The following is a 15,620-nucleotide window of genomic DNA, read 5'->3' on the forward strand; positions in this document are numbered from 1 at the left end:
CAGATTATTCCGCGGACTGCGGACGCGTCGGTGCGGCAGTCGCGCGATGGGTAGCGCTATGGCCTCCCGCTGCGCCTTTACCGTCGAAGCTGAACTCCGGGCGAACCCAGTCACTGTGACGCGGTGCTTCCGGCACGTATTCCGGCGCAGGTGCGCGGGTCATCGGTGCGGTTGCGTGGCGAACGGCTTTCACCTCTGCGGCAACGGGTGCCTGCACAGGTTTAGCAACCGGCGCTGGCGTTTCTGCAACTGGCGTTTCAGCGGCTGGTTCAGCCGCGACCGGTGCCGGTACGGCTGGCTCGGCGACTACCGGCGCTTGTTGTTCCACAGGCTGGGCAGCAACTGGTTCAGCGGTCGTCGCGGGCTGAGTTTCTTCCACAGGCTTAGCGTCTGCAACAGGTTTAGCGTCCTCTGCAACAGGCTCCGCTTCGCTAACCGGAGCTGGCGCAGAAACAGGTTCGGCGTCGGTTACCGGCTCTTCAGAAACAGGCTGCGCTGCCGCCGCAGTTTCTTCTGCGATGGCTTCATCAGCATCAGCGATGATTTGCGGCTGCTCATCCACCGGTGCGGCGATGACTTCCGGGTGCGTGGTTTCAATTACTTCCGGCTGTAGCTCGCTCACCGAAGCCTCGGGTTCAACCACCTCAACGGCTTGCGCACGTTCGTCAGTGGTGTTTTCTTCGATCACCGCCACGATAGCCTGCTCAACTTCAGCCACAATCGGCGCTGCCGTTTCCAGTTCTTCCGTTACGCTGTCCTGCGGACGGGCAACCGGGTAGCGGATCCACACTTTACCGGAAGCCATTTCCGGCGAAGCGCAGGCGACGGTTAACGGCATCGGGGACTGGGTCGGATAACGCTCATCGCGATAGCGACGACGGCGCTGACCGCTGACGCGCAGATGACGCGGTGAACGGCGCGAGCGACGCGGCATCCCGTTGTTATCGCGCTGTTCAGCGTTTTCATCCTGCGGCTGTTCAGCCGGGGCATCAACAACGGCAGGCAGATCGATTTTCGCCAGATCGGTACGCGGAGACGGCGTGCTCTGCGGCTGTTCTTCAACGGCGGCGATCGGCGCGATGCTCTCTGCGGCTTCCGGTGCGGCGCCAAAACGGATTTTCTGGTTAAGCTGGCGCGGCTTACGACGCTGGCTAACCTGAGTCCGTTCTTCCTGCTCTGTCTCCTGAACCGGTTGCTCTTCGCGATTGACCTGAGCCTGCTGCGGCTGACGCTTATCATCGTTGCGACGACGATTACGCTCACGACGCTGCGGCTGCTCGTCACGCGATTTCAGTTTATCGGCTTCTTCAACGACCGCAGGCTGACGCACTTCGCGCGTTTCGGCGTTCTGCGTTTTTTCACGACGGTTGCGGCGGTTGTCTTCGCGCGCTTCGCCGTTTTCATTGCGTTCGTTACGTTCACCGCGCTCGCTGCGGTTATCGCGGCGGTCATTGCGGTCGCGGTCGTTGCGGTCACGACGGTTGTTCTGACGCGGTTTACGTCGCTCCTGCGGGCGTTCCTGCTTCTCTTCTTCCACTTTAACCAGCGGCTGCTCAACCGGTTTAGTTTGCTCATCGCCAGCAAACAGTTTTTTCAGCGCGGTCAGGAAGCGGGAGATCAGGCCCGGACCTTCAGCACTCTGGCGGACGGCAGGGGCGGCAGGCGCAGTCTGCTGAGGCGCGACAGGCGCGCTAACCGGCGTTTCCGGCACCGGCGGGGCAGGCGGAATATCCGGCATGGCAAACGTGGCCAGTGCAGGCTGTTCCGGGCGCTTACGCTCCGGCGTTTCTTCTTCCGACGGCAGCGCCATCGCTTCTTCGTGCAGTTTCGGCAGCAGGTAGCTGAGCATCGGCATTTCTTCGCCTTTGCGCACGCGCAGAACCGAATAATGCGGGGTTTGCATTTGATCGTTCGGCACGATCACGCAGCGCACGCCGCCCTGACGGGTTTCGATGGCATTCACCGCGTTGCGTTTTTCGTTCAGCAGATAAGAGGCAATCGGCACCGGCACAATGGCGTGGACTTCCTGGGTATTCTCTTTCAGCGCTTCTTCTTCAATCAGACGCAGAATGGAGAGCGACAGCGATTCGTTATCACGCACGGTGCCTGTACCGCTACAGCGCGGGCAGACGTGATGGCTGGACTCACCCAGCGATGGGCTGAGGCGCTGACGGGACATTTCCAGCAGGCCAAAGCGCGAGATATGGCTGATCTGGATACGCGCACGATCCTGACGCACCGCTTCACGCAGACGGTTTTCAACCGCGCGCTGGTGGCGCACCGGCGTCATATCGATAAAGTCGATAACGATCAGGCCGCCAAGGTCGCGCAGACGCAGCTGGCGGGCGATTTCATCTGCCGCCTCAAGGTTGGTGTTGAACGCCGTTTCTTCGATATCACCACCGCGCGTCGCGCGTGCGGAGTTGATATCAATCGCGGTCAGTGCTTCGGTGGAGTCGATAACAATGGACCCGCCTGACGGCAGACGCACTTCGCGCTGGAAAGCGGATTCGATTTGCGACTCAATCTGGTAATGGCTGAACAGCGGGATTTCACCGGTGTACAGTTTAATTTTGCTGCTGAAATCCGGGCGACCCAGTGCAGCGATATGCTGGCGCGCCAGCTCCAGCACTTTGGGATCATCAATGAGGATTTCGCCGATATCCTGACGCAGATAGTCGCGGAACGCGCGCACGATCACGTTGCTTTCCTGATGGATCAGGAACGGAGCAGGGCGGCTGTCAGCGGCTTTTTTGATCGCTTCCCAGTGCTTCAGACGGAAGCTGAGATCCCACTGCAGCGCTTCGGCAGATTTCCCGACGCCAGCGGTACGCACGATAAGTCCCATGCCGTCCGGGAGTTCAAGACTGGCCAGCGCTTCTTTCAGCTCGGTACGGTCGTCACCTTCGATACGACGGGAGATCCCGCCCGCACGCGGGTTGTTCGGCATCAGCACCAGGTAGCTGCCCGCCAGACTGATAAAGGTGGTCAGCGCAGCGCCTTTATTGCCGCGCTCTTCTTTATCAATCTGGACGATGACTTCCTGGCCTTCGCGTAACACATCTTTGATGTTTGGACGGCCGTGAGAGTTGTAGCTGGCAGGGAAATACTCGCGAGCAATCTCTTTGAGGGGGAGGAAACCGTGCCTTTCAGCGCCATAATCAACAAATGCGGCTTCGAGGCTGGGTTCAATACGGGTAATTTTGCCTTTATAGATGTTTGCTTTTTTCTGTTCGTGGCCCGGACTTTCAATATCCAGGTCGTACAGGCGCTGCCCATCTACGAGGGCGACACGCAACTCTTCTTGCTGAGTTGCGTTGATTAACATTCTTTTCATCGTAACTTACTCATTATTCTTACATTGACGACTAAGCTACGGGCAGAGTATTGCCTTTCCGGGTATGACCGATGGCCTCGTGACTGTTCACGTCGCCAACCTCACGGTTGTCGCTCGCTTAAGAGGCGCAGAGTGTCGGTTGCCTGTATTTCATACGGAAACACAGCGCAATTAACTGGGAAACAGCCTGGGTATTACTCTCCAGAGAAGATTCCATTTACCGGCAAGGACTACAACCCGTAGCCCGCTAACTGCCTGAATGATCAATACGTCTTACGCCATTGCTGCGTTGATGACCGGACAGACAAAACTGGTAATTCCGCAAAATTCCTTGTTTTAACAAGATGCAACACGGAAAACGGCACCATTATTCCATTGCTAACCTTATTATAGCAAGCTGGCATTTACCATTTATCACCCGGTTACTCACAGTTTCTTCACTTCTGCGTTGAGATTGTTCTAATAACAACCGGTCGGCAGCGCTTCAGGCACCGTCAGCCAGGGTAATGATAAATATAAGCACAGAAAAATGAGTGGCGCTAATCAGACGGGCTAATTAAAATCGCCCGCTATGAAAACTGAGAATCCGTCTGTAAAAATGGTTGCCATTTCCGCTGATGAAGCCGGGCAACGTATCGATAACTTTTTGCGCACCCAGCTTAAAGGGGTGCCAAAGAGCATGATTTACCGCATCCTGCGTAAAGGCGAGGTGCGGGTGAATAAAAAGCGCGTGAAGCCTGAATACAAGCTGGAAGCGGGAGATGAAATCCGTATTCCGCCGGTGCGGGTTGCCGAACGAGAGGAGGCTGCCGTTTCGCCGCGCCTGCAAAAAGTCGCCGCGCTGACGGACGTCATCCTTTATGAAGATGAGCATATCCTCGTGCTGAATAAACCGTCCGGCACGGCGGTACACGGCGGCAGCGGCCTGAGCTTTGGCGTGATTGAAGGGCTGCGTGCGCTGCGCCCGGAAGCGCGTTTCCTCGAACTGGTGCATCGTCTGGACCGCGATACCTCCGGCGTGCTGCTGGTGGCAAAAAAGCGCTCGGCGCTGCGTTCTCTGCATGAGCAACTGCGCGAGAAGGGAATGCAAAAAGATTACCTGGCGCTGGTGCGCGGGCAATGGCAGTCGCACGTTAAGTCAGTTCAGGCTCCCCTGCTGAAGAACATCCTGCAAAGCGGCGAGCGCATTGTGCGGGTGAGTCAGGAAGGTAAACCCTCGGAAACCCGCTTTAAAGTGGAAGAGCGTTATGAGCACGCGACTCTGGTCCGCTGTAGCCCGGTAACGGGACGTACCCACCAGATCCGCGTGCATACGCTTCATGCCGGGCATCCTATTGCCTTTGACGACCGCTACGGCGACCGCGAATTTGATAAACAGCTTGCGGGAACGGGCTTAAGTCGCCTGTTCCTCCATGCGGCGGCGCTGAAGTTTACCCATCCGGGAACGGGCGAGGTGCTGCGGATCGAAGCGCCGATGGACGACGAGCTGAAGCGCTGTTTGCAGGCGCTGCGCGAGGCGAAGTAACCCTTTGATATGTCCGGCGGCATCGCGCTGCCGGACACTATCATGCCCGGAGCGGGTTCAGCTCTTCCCGGCGCAGCATCTGGCAGAGCGCAATTAAAGGCAATCCAACCAGCGCATTGGGATCGCGTCCTTCCAGTCGTTCAAACAGCGCAATGCCCAGCCCTTCGCTTTTAAAACTGCCCGCACACTGGAGCGGATTCTCTTTACGTAAATAATCGTCGATTTCCGGCTCGCTCAGATGACGGAAATGGACATCGAAAGGTTCACATTCAGTTTGTAAATGTCCGGTGGCGGAATTATAAAGTGCCAGCCCGGTATAGAAGGTTACGATATTTCCGCTGGCCTGCTTTAATTGCTGGCGCGCTTTCTCCTCGGTCAGCGGTTTACCGGTAATTTCCCCGTTTAACACGCACACCTGATCGGAACCTATTATTAAATGTTGCGGATAGCGTTCCGCCAGCGACTGCGCTTTCGACTGGGCAAGACGCAGCACCAGATGGCGCGGCGTCTCGCCCGCCAGCGGCGTTTCATCGGTATCAGGCGCGGCGCATTCGAAAGCGATACCGAGTTTTTCCAGCAGCATCCGCCGCCAGGGTGACGTTGAAGCGAGAACAAGATTTGGCATATATTTTTTCAGTCACATATAGCGTATTGGATGGCCTCATTTTAAACTACAGACCGCAATGTGTGCGAATTATTGGCAAAAGGCATCCTGAGGTTGCCTTTTTCTTTGACTCTACGACGTTACAAAGTTAATATGCGCGCCCTATGCAAAAGGTAAAATTACCCCTGACTCTTGACCCGGTTCGTACGGCTCAAAAACGCCTTGATTACGAGGGTATTTATACACTCGATCAGGTTGAGCGTGTCACCGAGTCTGTAGTCAGTGTGGATACTGACGTGGAATGCTCCATCTCTTTCGCTATCGACAACCAGCGCCTCGCGGTCATCACCGGTGATGCAAAGGTTACGGTAACGCTCGAATGCCAGCGTTGCGGCAAGCCGTTTACCCGTCATGTTCACACAACGTATTGTTTCAGCCCTGTCCGTTCAGACGAGCAGGCTGAGGCACTCCCGGAAGCGTATGAGCCGATTGAGGTTAACGATTTCGGTGAAATCGATCTGCTGGCGATGGTTGAAGATGAAATCATCCTCTCCTTGCCGGTAGTTCCGGTGCATGATTCTGAACACTGTGAAGTGTCCGACGCGGACATGGTCTTTGGTGAACTGCCTGATGAAGCGCAAAAGCCAAACCCATTTGCCGTATTAGCCAGCTTAAAGCGTAAGTAATTGGTGTTTCCCGCGCGAGCGGGGAGAAGCCGTAATTAAGGAGTAAGGTCCATGGCCGTACAACAAAATAAACCAACCCGTTCCAAACGTGGCATGCGTCGTTCTCATGACGCTCTGACCGCAGTCACCAGCCTGTCTGTAGACAAAACGTCTGGTGAATCCCACCTGCGTCACCACATCACTGCCGACGGTTACTACCGTGGCCGCAAGGTAATCGCTAAGTAATCACGCGATACTCGAAGAATTTCGCGTTGTCGGACGGCGGCTTCTCCCGAACGCAGGTATCTGTGTGAACGGAGGGCGTAAGCAAAGCCCGCATTCTTAGAGCGCGAAAGACCAAGAGTATAAGCGTGGTGACGCTTAGTGAGGAATTCCCCGCCCGTGCGGGGATAACCAAACCGGGCAGCGACGATACCTTGACTCATCTAACCCTGGCGTTAGATGTCATGGGAGGCGATTTTGGTCCTTCCGTGACGGTGCCTGCATCTTTGCAGGCACTGAGCTCTAATTCGCAACTCACACTCCTCCTGGTCGGCGATCCCGACGCCATCACGCCATTACTTGCCAGAGCTGACTTTGAACAACGCTCGCGTTTGCAGATTATTCCTGCGCAGTCGGTTATTGCCAGTGATGCTCGCCCCTCGCAGGCTGTACGTAACAGCCGGGGCAGCTCTATGCGCATTGCGCTGGAGCTGGTGAAAGAAGGACGTGCCGAGGCCTGCGTCAGCGCGGGCAATACTGGCGCGCTGATGGGCCTGGCGAAATTATTGCTCAAACCGATTGACGGCATTGAGCGTCCGGCGCTGGTGACGATCCTCCCGCATCAGCAGAAGGGCAAAACCGTGGTGCTCGATTTGGGCGCTAACGTAGACTGCGACGGCAAAATGCTGGCGCAGTTTGCCATAATGGGCGCAGTCATGGCCGAGGAAGTGGTTGGCATTGCCCATCCTCGCGTGGCCCTGCTTAATATCGGTGAAGAAGAAACAAAGGGGCTTGATAACATTCGTCAGGCGTCTGAACTGCTGAAAAAGGTGCCCTCGATTAACTATATTGGCTATCTTGAAGCCAATGAACTGTTAACCGGGAAAACGGATGTTATGGTCTGTGATGGATTTACAGGCAACGTCACACTCAAGACCATGGAAGGCGTTGTCAGAATGTTCCTTTCACTGCTGAAGTCTCAGGGTGAAGGCAAAAAAAGGTCGTGGTGGCTGTGGTTATTAAAACACTGGTTACAAAAAAGCCTGACAAGGCGATTCAGTCACCTCAACCCCGACCAGTATAATGGTGCCTGTCTGTTAGGATTGCGCGGCACGGTGATTAAGAGTCATGGTGCGGCCAACCAGCGAGCGTTTAGCGTCGCCATTGAACAGGCAGTGCAGGCGGTGCAGCGGCAAGTCCCCCAGCGGATTGCCGCTCGCCTGGAATCTGTATTAGCAAAAAGTGACTGAGCGTACATGCATACGAAGATTATTGGTACCGGCAGCTATCTGCCCGAACACGTGCGAACCAACGCCGATCTGGAAAAAATGGTCGACACATCTGACGAGTGGATTGTCACCCGTACAGGTATCCGTGAGCGCCGTATCGCCGCGCCGAATGAGACCGTTTCTACAATGGGCTTTGAGGCCGCTAAACGTGCGCTGGAAATGGCGGAGGTCAGTGCCGATCAGATCGAGCTGATTATCGTTGCCACCACGTCGGCCACCCATGCGTTCCCGAGCGCAGCCTGCCAGATCCAAAGTATGCTGGGGATCAAAGGCTGCCCGGCATTTGATATCGGTGCTGCCTGCGCGGGCTTTACCTATGCCTTAAGCGTGGCCGATCAGTACGTTAAATCCGGCGCGGTTAAACATGCGCTGGTGATCGGCGCTGACGTGCTGGCGCGTACCTGCGATCCGAGCGATCGTGGCACTATCATCATCTTTGGTGATGGCGCGGGCGCTGTGGTACTGAGCGCATCTGAAGAGCAGGGTATTATCTCTACCCACCTTCACGCTGACGGTAGCTACGGCGAACTGTTAACGCTGCCTAATCTTGACCGCGTCAATCCTGACAGCTCGCCTTACCTGACCATGGCAGGTAACGAAGTCTTTAAGGTGGCGGTAACGGAACTGGCGCATATCGTTGACGAGACGCTGGCCGCCAATAATCTTGAGCGTTCGGAACTCGACTGGCTGGTGCCGCATCAGGCAAACCTGCGTATTATCAGCGCGACCGCGAAAAAGCTGGGTATGTCGATGGATAACGTCGTCGTGACCCTCGATCGCCACGGTAATACTTCTGCGGCTTCGGTGCCCTGCGCGCTGGATGAAGCCGTCCGCGACGGACGCATTAAAGCAGGCCAACTGGTGCTGCTCGAAGCCTTCGGCGGCGGGTTTACCTGGGGTTCCGCGCTGGTTCGTTTCTAGAATAAGGACAATAACATGACGCAATTTGCATTCGTATTTCCGGGTCAGGGTTCGCAGACCGTTGGGATGCTGGCTGACATGGCCGCCGCTCACCCGGTAATTGAAGACACTTTCCGCGAAGCTTCTGCGGCGCTGGGCTACGATCTCTGGGCATTAACCCAGCAGGGCCCGGCGGAAGAACTGAACAAAACCTGGCAGACCCAGCCTGCGCTGCTGGCGGCTTCCGTCGCGCTGTATCGCGCATGGCAGCAGCAGGGCGGCAAAGCCCCTGCGCTGTTGGCCGGTCATAGCCTCGGTGAATATTCTGCGCTGGTTTGCGCTGGCGTGATCGACTTTGCCGATGCTGTTCGTCTGGTCGAACTGCGCGGTAAGTTCATGCAGGAAGCGGTGCCAGCGGGTACTGGCGCAATGTCTGCCATCATCGGTCTGGATGATGCGGCAATTGCTAAAGCCTGTGAAGAATCGGCTGAAGGCCAGGTGGTGTCGCCGGTGAACTATAATTCTCCGGGCCAGGTCGTTATCGCAGGGCATAAAGAAGCCGTTGAGCGCGCGGGCGCAGCCTGTAAAGCTGCCGGTGCTAAACGTGCGCTGCCGCTGCCGGTTAGCGTGCCGTCCCACTGTGCGCTGATGAAACCTGCAGCTGAAAAACTGGCTGCCGAACTGAAAAATATCACCTTTAACGCGCCGTCCATTCCGGTGGTGAATAACGTAGACGTTAAGTGCGAAACGTCGCCTGACGCCATCCGTGACGCGCTGGTGCGCCAACTGTACAGCCCGGTACAATGGACGAAAAGCGTAGAATTTATGGCTTCTGAAGGTGTTCAGCACCTTTATGAAGTCGGTCCAGGCAAGGTGCTTACCGGCCTGACCAAACGTATTGTTGACACCCTGACCGCATCGGCACTTAACGAGCCGGAAGCGATGTCGGCGGCGATTGCACAATAAAAAGAGGAATATCATGAGTTTTGAAGGAAAAGTTGCCCTTGTGACGGGCGCAAGTCGTGGCATCGGTCGCGCCATTGCGGAAACGCTGGTTGCTCGCGGCGCGAAGGTCATTGGCACGGCGACCAGCGAGAACGGCGCACAGGCTATCAGCGACTATCTCGGCAGCAATGGCAAAGGCCTGATGCTGAACGTGACCGATCCGGCATCTATCGAAAACGTGCTGGAAAAAATTCGCGCAGAGTTTGGCGAAGTGGACATTCTGGTGAATAATGCCGGCATCACTCGTGATAACCTGTTAATGCGAATGAAAGAAGATGAGTGGAATGATATTCTGGAAACCAATCTTTCATCGGTTTTCCGTCTGTCAAAAGCCGTATTGCGCGCTATGATGAAAAAGCGTCATGGGCGTATCATCACCATCGGCTCCGTGGTTGGGACGATGGGCAATGCTGGTCAGGCCAACTATGCTGCGGCAAAAGCTGGCCTGATTGGTTTCAGTAAGTCGCTGGCGCGTGAAGTCGCGTCACGCGGAATTACTGTAAACGTTGTTGCTCCGGGTTTTATTGAAACGGACATGACGCGTGCGCTCTCCGATGAACAGCGTGCGGGTATTCTGGCGCAAGTTCCGGCGGCGCGTCTTGGCGATGCAAAAGAGATCGCCAGCGCGGTGGCATTCTTAGCTTCTGATGAGGCGGGTTACATCTCTGGTGAAACCCTGCACGTCAACGGCGGAATGTACATGGTTTAACCACGAAGCGCTGTGAGTGCTCAGGATACGCGCAAATCGTACTATCCTGAGCACATTCATGTGCAAAATAGTTTGCGTTATTGGGGTGTTCACCCGCAAAATAGCGTAAAATCGTGGTAAGAACTGCCGGGATTTAGTTGCAAATTTTTCAACATTTTATACACTACGAAAACCATCGCGAAAGCGAGTTTTGATAGGAAATTTAAGAGTATGAGCACTATCGAAGAACGCGTTAAGAAAATTATCGGCGAGCAGCTGGGCGTTAAACAGGAAGAAGTGACCAACAATGCTTCTTTCGTTGAAGACCTGGGCGCAGATTCTCTTGACACCGTTGAGCTGGTAATGGCTCTGGAAGAAGAGTTTGATACTGAGATTCCGGACGAAGAAGCTGAGAAAATCACCACCGTTCAGGCTGCCATTGATTATATCAACGGCCACCAGGCGTAAGTGAACATCTCCAGGCGGTCATTCGACCGCCTGAGTTTTATCGTATAGCCCCAGAATCTTTATTTTTCCCTCCCTGGAGGACAACCGTGTCTAAGCGTCGTGTAGTTGTGACCGGACTGGGCATGTTGTCTCCTGTCGGCAATACCGTAGAGTCTACCTGGAAAGCTCTCCTTGCCGGTCAGAGTGGCATCAGCCTGATCGACCATTTCGATACTAGCGCCTATGCAACGAAATTTGCTGGCTTAGTAAAGGATTTTAACTGTGATGACATCATCTCGCGTAAAGAACAGCGCAAGATGGATGCCTTCATTCAATATGGAATTGTTGCGGGCTGGCAGGCCATGCAGGATTCTGGCCTTGTCGTGACGGAAGAGAACGCGACCCGTATTGGTGCCGCTATCGGTTCCGGTATTGGTGGTCTCGGCCTTATCGAAGATAACCACACCTCGTTGGTTAACGGTGGTCCGCGTAAGATCAGCCCGTTCTTCGTACCGTCCACAATTGTGAACATGGTGGCAGGTCACCTGACCATTATGTTCGGGCTACGTGGTCCAAGCATTTCCATCGCCACCGCCTGTACATCCGGCGTGCATAACATCGGCCAGGCTGCGCGAATGATCGCTTATGGCGACGCTGACGCGATGCTGGCGGGTGGGGCTGAAAAAGCCAGTACGCCGCTCGGCGTTGGTGGTTTTGGCGCAGCGCGTGCGCTTTCGACTCGCAATGATAACCCGCAGGCGGCAAGCCGTCCGTGGGATAAAGACCGTGATGGTTTTGTGCTGGGTGACGGCGCGGGCCTGATCGTGCTTGAAGAGTACGAACACGCAAAAAAACGCGGCGCGAAAATCTACGCAGAACTCGTTGGTTTCGGCATGAGCAGCGACGCTTACCACATGACTTCTCCGCCGGAAAATGGCGAAGGTGCTGCGCTGGCAATGGCGAACGCTATTCGCGATGCGGGCATTGATGCGGGTCAAATCGGCTACGTTAACGCGCACGGCACCTCGACGCCTGCGGGTGACAAAGCGGAAACCCAGGCGGTGAAAACGGTCTTCGGTGATGCCGCCAGCCGCGTAATGGTCAGCTCAACCAAATCCATGACCGGTCACCTGCTGGGTGCGGCGGGTGCAGTAGAATCTATCTACTCTATCCTTGCCCTGCGCGATCAGGCCATTCCGCCAACCATCAACCTGGATAACCCGGATGAAGGTTGCGATCTGGACTTTGTTCCGCATGAAGCACGCCAGGTGAGCGGACTGGAGTACACTCTGTGTAACTCCTTCGGCTTTGGTGGCACCAACGGCTCGCTGATCTTCAAAAAGATCTGACGTCGTTACCGAAAGCATCATTTTAAAGGCCCGCTTCGGTGGGCTTTTTTAATTCAGTTTTCTCCACTTGTCCTTCGGTCATCATCCTGCGAGACTGTCCGGCCACTAAGGAGCCTCCATGTTCTTGATCAATGGCGAACGGCAAAACACCCTTGCCGTGACAGACAGGGCAACACAGTTTGGCGATGGCTGTTTTACCACCGCCCGCATTGCCGCAGGCCGGGTCGCGTTTCTGAGCGCCCATCTCAACCGCCTGCGCGTCGCCTGTGAACGGCTGTTTATTCCCTTTACGCAATGGGAAGAGCTGGCCGGGGAAATGCAGCAAATGGCGCAGGCGAAAGGCGACGGTGTGCTAAAAGTCATCCTCAGCCGTGGTGCGGGCGGCCGTGGCTACAGCGGCAAAACCTGCCAGACGCCGTCGCGTATTCTTTCCGTTTCCGATACTCCTTCTCACTATACGCACTGGCGTAAAGATGGCATTCGCCTGGCGTTAAGCCCGGTAAGGCTGGGATGCAACCCGCATCTTGCCGGTATCAAACATCTCAATCGTCTCGAACAGGTGCTTATCCGCTCACATCTTGAGCAGACTGATGCAGATGAGGCGCTGGTGCTTGACAGCGATGGCTGGATAACGGAATGCTGTGCCGCCAATTTGTTCTGGCGCAAAGGGAATGAGGTTTTTACGCCCTTCCTCGATCGCGCAGGCGTGGCGGGCATTATGCGCCAGCATTGCCTGACGCTGCTGGCAGATTCGCCGTGGCGCGTGAGCGAAACGCGCGCGCGGCCGGAAGCGCTGGCAGAGGCGGACGAAGTCATTATTTGCAATGCGCTGATGCCGCTGGTGCCGGTTACTGCTTTTGCCGAACGGCGCTGGTCAGCGCGTGAGCTGTATCATTTTTTAGATCCACTTTGTGAGCCACCGATTACATCATGAAGAAAATGTTGCGTTTTATTCTCCTGTTACTGATTGTGCTGGGCATCGCAGCTGGCGCGGGCATGTGGAAAGTTCGCCAGCTGGCGAGCAGCAAACTGCCGATCAAAGAAGACACGATTTTCACCCTGCAGGCGGGCACCGGGCGTGTCGCGCTGGGTCAGCAGTTATATAAAGAAAAAATTATTACCCGTCCGCGCGTCTTCCAGTGGCTGCTGCGCGTGGAGCCGGATCTCTCGCATTTCAAGGCGGGTACTTATCGCTTCACGCCGGGGATGACCGTGCGCGACATGCTGAAACTGCTGGAAAGTGGGAAAGAGGCGCAGTTCCCGCTGCGTCTGGTGGAAGGGATGCGCGTCAGCGGCTACCTGCGCCAGCTCCGCGACGCGCCGTACATTAAGCACACGCTGAAAGACGATAGCTATGCGACGCTTGCGCAGACGCTAAAACTGGAACATGCCGACTGGGTTGAAGGCTGGTTCTGGCCGGATACCTGGATGTATACCGCCAACACCAGCGACGTGGCGCTGCTGAAAAGGGCGCACGACAGAATGGTCGCGGCAGTCGATAAAGCCTGGGAAGGGCGCGCGGAAGGTCTGCCTTATGCCGACCAGAATCAACTGGTGACGATGGCCTCAATTATTGAAAAAGAGACAGCGGTAGCCAGCGAGCGCACAAGGGTTTCCTCGGTATTTATTAATCGTCTGCGCATCGGTATGCGTCTGCAAACCGATCCGACCGTGATTTACGGAATGGGAGAAAGCTATAACGGCAAGCTTTCGCGTAAGGATCTTGAGACGCCAACCGCGTATAATACCTACGTCATTGCCGGTATGCCGCCAGGCCCGATTGCCGTGCCGGGTGAAGCGTCGCTGAATGCCGCTGCGCACCCGGAAAAAACGCCGTATCTTTATTTTGTCGCCGACGGCAAGGGTGGGCATACCTTTAACACCAATCTTGCCAGCCACAACCGGTCGGTGCAGGACTATCTGAACATCCTCAAGGAAAAAAATGGGCAGTAAATACATCGTCATTGAAGGGCTGGAAGGGGCGGGGAAAACCACCGCCCGCGATGCCGTGGTGCAAACGTTGCAGGATCTGGGCATTGGCGATCTGCAATTTACCCGTGAGCCAGGCGGCACCATTCTGGCCGAAAAGCTGCGCAGCCTGGTGCTGGACATCCGCTCAACGGGCGACGAGACGATTGTAGATAAAGCCGAAGTTTTAATGTTTTATGCGGCGCGCGTGCAGCTCGTTGAAACAGTGATCAAACCCGCGCTGGCAGCCGGGAAGTGGGTAATTGGCGATCGCCACGATCTCTCAACCCAGGCGTATCAGGGCGGCGGGCGCGGCGTGGACCGCGAGATGCTGGCGACCCTGCGCGACGCGGTGCTGGGGGATTTCCGCCCGGACCTGACGCTTTATCTTGATGTGACCCCGGAAGTGGGCCTGAAGCGCGCCCGCGCGCGCGGCGAACTGGATCGCATTGAGCAGGAATCGCTGAATTTCTTTAACCGCACCCGCGCCCGCTATCAGGAACTGGCGGCGCAGGACCCCAGCATCCGCACCATTGACGCTACGCAGCCGCTGGAAAAGGTGCTGAGCGATATTCGCCAGACCGTTACCGGCTGGGTTGAGGAGCTGAAAGCATGAGATGGTATCCGTGGCTACGTCCGCATTTTGAATCGCTGATTACCGGCTACCAGGCCGGGCGCGGTCATCATGCGCTGCTGATCCACGCGTTACCTGGGATGGGCGCAGATGCGCTTATCTATGCTATCAGCCGCTATTTGATGTGCCAGCAGCCGGAAGGGCATAAAAGCTGCGGAAAGTGCCACAGCTGCCAGCTTATGCAGGCGGGGACACATCCCGACTACTATGCGCTGGCCCCGGAAAAGGGCAAAAGTTCGCTGGGCATTGATGCGGTACGTGACGTCAGCGAAAAGCTGTATGAATACGCCCGGCTGGGCGGGGCGAAGGTCGTCTGGATTGGCGATGCCACGCTTCTGACCGACGCGGCGGCGAATGCGTTGCTGAAAACCCTGGAAGAGCCGCCTGCCAACACCTGGTTTTTACTGGCCTGCCGCGAACCGGTGCGCCTGCTGGCGACGCTGCGTAGCCGCTGTCGTTTGCATCACCTTGCGCCGCCCACGGAACAGTACGCGCTGGCGTGGCTTTCCCGGGAGGTGACGGCGTCACAGGATGCGTTGCTGACCGCGCTGCGTCTGTGTGGCAATGCGCCCGCAGCGGCCCTGCAACTGCTGGAAACTGATGCCTGGGCCGCCCGCCAGCAGCTTTGCCAGAGCCTGGAAGCCACGCTAACCCGTCACGACTGGCTCACCCTGCTGCCGGTTTTAAATCATGATGACGTGGCGACGCGTCTGCACTGGCTGGCGACCCTGATGCTGGATGCGCAAAAAGTGCAGCAGCATATTACCCGCTTAACCAATGCCGACAGCCTCGCGCTGGTCACGCATCTTGCCAGCGAGCTTTCTGGTGCCAGGCTACGCGCCATTGCGCAGGACATCTGCGCCTGCCGCGAACAGCTGCTCAATGTCACCGGGCTCAACCGGGAGTTAACCCTGACCGACCGGCTGTTACGCTTTGAACACTACCTGCGCTCCGGCGTAGCGCTTCCCGTATCCCATCTTTGAGAGA

General features: G+C 56.3%; 15 protein-coding genes. 13 read left to right on the plus strand and 2 right to left on the minus strand.

Annotated features, from left to right (window positions below):
- Positions 1-4: 4 nt before the first annotated feature.
- Positions 5-3,337, minus strand: coding sequence for a ribonuclease E (gene rne, locus RT197_RS08090; protein ID WP_312949048.1), 3,333 nt, complete (start codon positions 3,335-3,337; stop codon positions 5-7).
- Positions 3,338-3,908: 571 nt separating this feature from the next.
- Here rne and rluC point away from each other — a divergent pair.
- Positions 3,909-4,862 carry a 23S rRNA pseudouridine(955/2504/2580) synthase RluC gene (rluC, locus tag RT197_RS08095; RefSeq protein WP_312949050.1) on the plus strand — a complete coding sequence of 318 codons (954 nt, stop codon included), beginning with the start codon at positions 3,909-3,911 and terminating at the stop codon, positions 4,860-4,862.
- Between the two features lie 40 nt (positions 4,863-4,902).
- Here the strand turns inward: rluC and RT197_RS08100 are convergent, their stop codons facing one another.
- Positions 4,903-5,487, minus strand: coding sequence for a nucleoside triphosphate pyrophosphatase (locus tag RT197_RS08100; RefSeq protein WP_312949052.1), 585 nt, complete (start codon positions 5,485-5,487; stop codon positions 4,903-4,905).
- Positions 5,488-5,630: 143 nt separating this feature from the next.
- Between RT197_RS08100 and yceD the strand changes: the two genes are divergently transcribed.
- From yceD to holB, 12 genes are all read left to right on the plus strand, one after another.
- Positions 5,631-6,152: a 23S rRNA accumulation protein YceD gene (yceD, locus tag RT197_RS08105; protein WP_312949054.1), complete on the plus strand. Its 522-nt coding sequence runs from the start codon at positions 5,631-5,633 to the stop codon at positions 6,150-6,152.
- Between the two features lie 51 nt (positions 6,153-6,203).
- Positions 6,204-6,377, plus strand: a complete 174-nt coding sequence (gene rpmF, locus RT197_RS08110) for a 50S ribosomal protein L32 (protein ID WP_058913977.1) — start codon at positions 6,204-6,206, stop codon at positions 6,375-6,377.
- A gap of 191 nt (positions 6,378-6,568) precedes the next feature.
- On the plus strand, positions 6,569-7,603 hold the full coding sequence (gene plsX / locus RT197_RS08115; RefSeq protein WP_312949059.1) for a phosphate acyltransferase PlsX: 1,035 nt from the start codon (positions 6,569-6,571) through the stop codon (positions 7,601-7,603).
- 6 nt (positions 7,604-7,609) lie between these two features.
- Positions 7,610-8,563: a beta-ketoacyl-ACP synthase III gene (locus tag RT197_RS08120; RefSeq protein ID WP_312949061.1), complete on the plus strand. Its 954-nt coding sequence runs from the start codon at positions 7,610-7,612 to the stop codon at positions 8,561-8,563.
- A gap of 15 nt (positions 8,564-8,578) precedes the next feature.
- Positions 8,579-9,508 carry an ACP S-malonyltransferase gene (gene fabD, locus RT197_RS08125; RefSeq protein WP_312949063.1) on the plus strand — a complete coding sequence of 310 codons (930 nt, stop codon included), beginning with the start codon at positions 8,579-8,581 and terminating at the stop codon, positions 9,506-9,508.
- A gap of 13 nt (positions 9,509-9,521) precedes the next feature.
- The gene (gene fabG, locus RT197_RS08130) at positions 9,522-10,256 is read left to right on the plus strand and encodes a 3-oxoacyl-ACP reductase FabG (protein ID WP_312949065.1); all 735 of its coding nucleotides are present in this window, start codon (positions 9,522-9,524) and stop codon (positions 10,254-10,256) included.
- A gap of 210 nt (positions 10,257-10,466) precedes the next feature.
- Positions 10,467-10,703: an acyl carrier protein gene (gene acpP, locus RT197_RS08135; RefSeq protein WP_000103754.1), complete on the plus strand. Its 237-nt coding sequence runs from the start codon at positions 10,467-10,469 to the stop codon at positions 10,701-10,703.
- Between the two features lie 86 nt (positions 10,704-10,789).
- Entirely contained in the window at positions 10,790-12,031 is a 1,242-nt protein-coding gene (fabF, locus tag RT197_RS08140) for a beta-ketoacyl-ACP synthase II (protein WP_312949080.1), read from the plus strand.
- A 118-nt stretch (positions 12,032-12,149) separates the two neighbouring features.
- Positions 12,150-12,965, plus strand: a complete 816-nt coding sequence (gene pabC / locus RT197_RS08145; protein WP_312949082.1) for an aminodeoxychorismate lyase — start codon at positions 12,150-12,152, stop codon at positions 12,963-12,965.
- Positions 12,962-13,984 carry a cell division protein YceG gene (gene yceG, locus RT197_RS08150; protein WP_312949084.1) on the plus strand — a complete coding sequence of 341 codons (1,023 nt, stop codon included), beginning with the start codon at positions 12,962-12,964 and terminating at the stop codon, positions 13,982-13,984. Before pabC ends, yceG begins: the two co-directional genes overlap by 4 nt.
- A complete protein-coding gene (tmk, locus tag RT197_RS08155) occupies positions 13,974-14,615 on the plus strand; it encodes a dTMP kinase (RefSeq protein ID WP_312949086.1) in 642 nt (213 codons plus the stop codon). The genes yceG and tmk overlap by 11 nt, the downstream gene beginning before the upstream one ends.
- The gene (holB, locus tag RT197_RS08160) at positions 14,612-15,616 is read left to right on the plus strand and encodes a DNA polymerase III subunit delta' (RefSeq protein ID WP_312949088.1); all 1,005 of its coding nucleotides are present in this window, start codon (positions 14,612-14,614) and stop codon (positions 15,614-15,616) included. Before tmk ends, holB begins: the two co-directional genes overlap by 4 nt.
- Positions 15,617-15,620 lie beyond the last annotated feature (4 nt).

Origin of the sequence: Superficieibacter sp. (genome assembly GCF_032071645.1) — a bacterium.
In the GTDB taxonomy this organism is placed as follows: domain Bacteria; phylum Pseudomonadota; class Gammaproteobacteria; order Enterobacterales; family Enterobacteriaceae; genus Superficieibacter.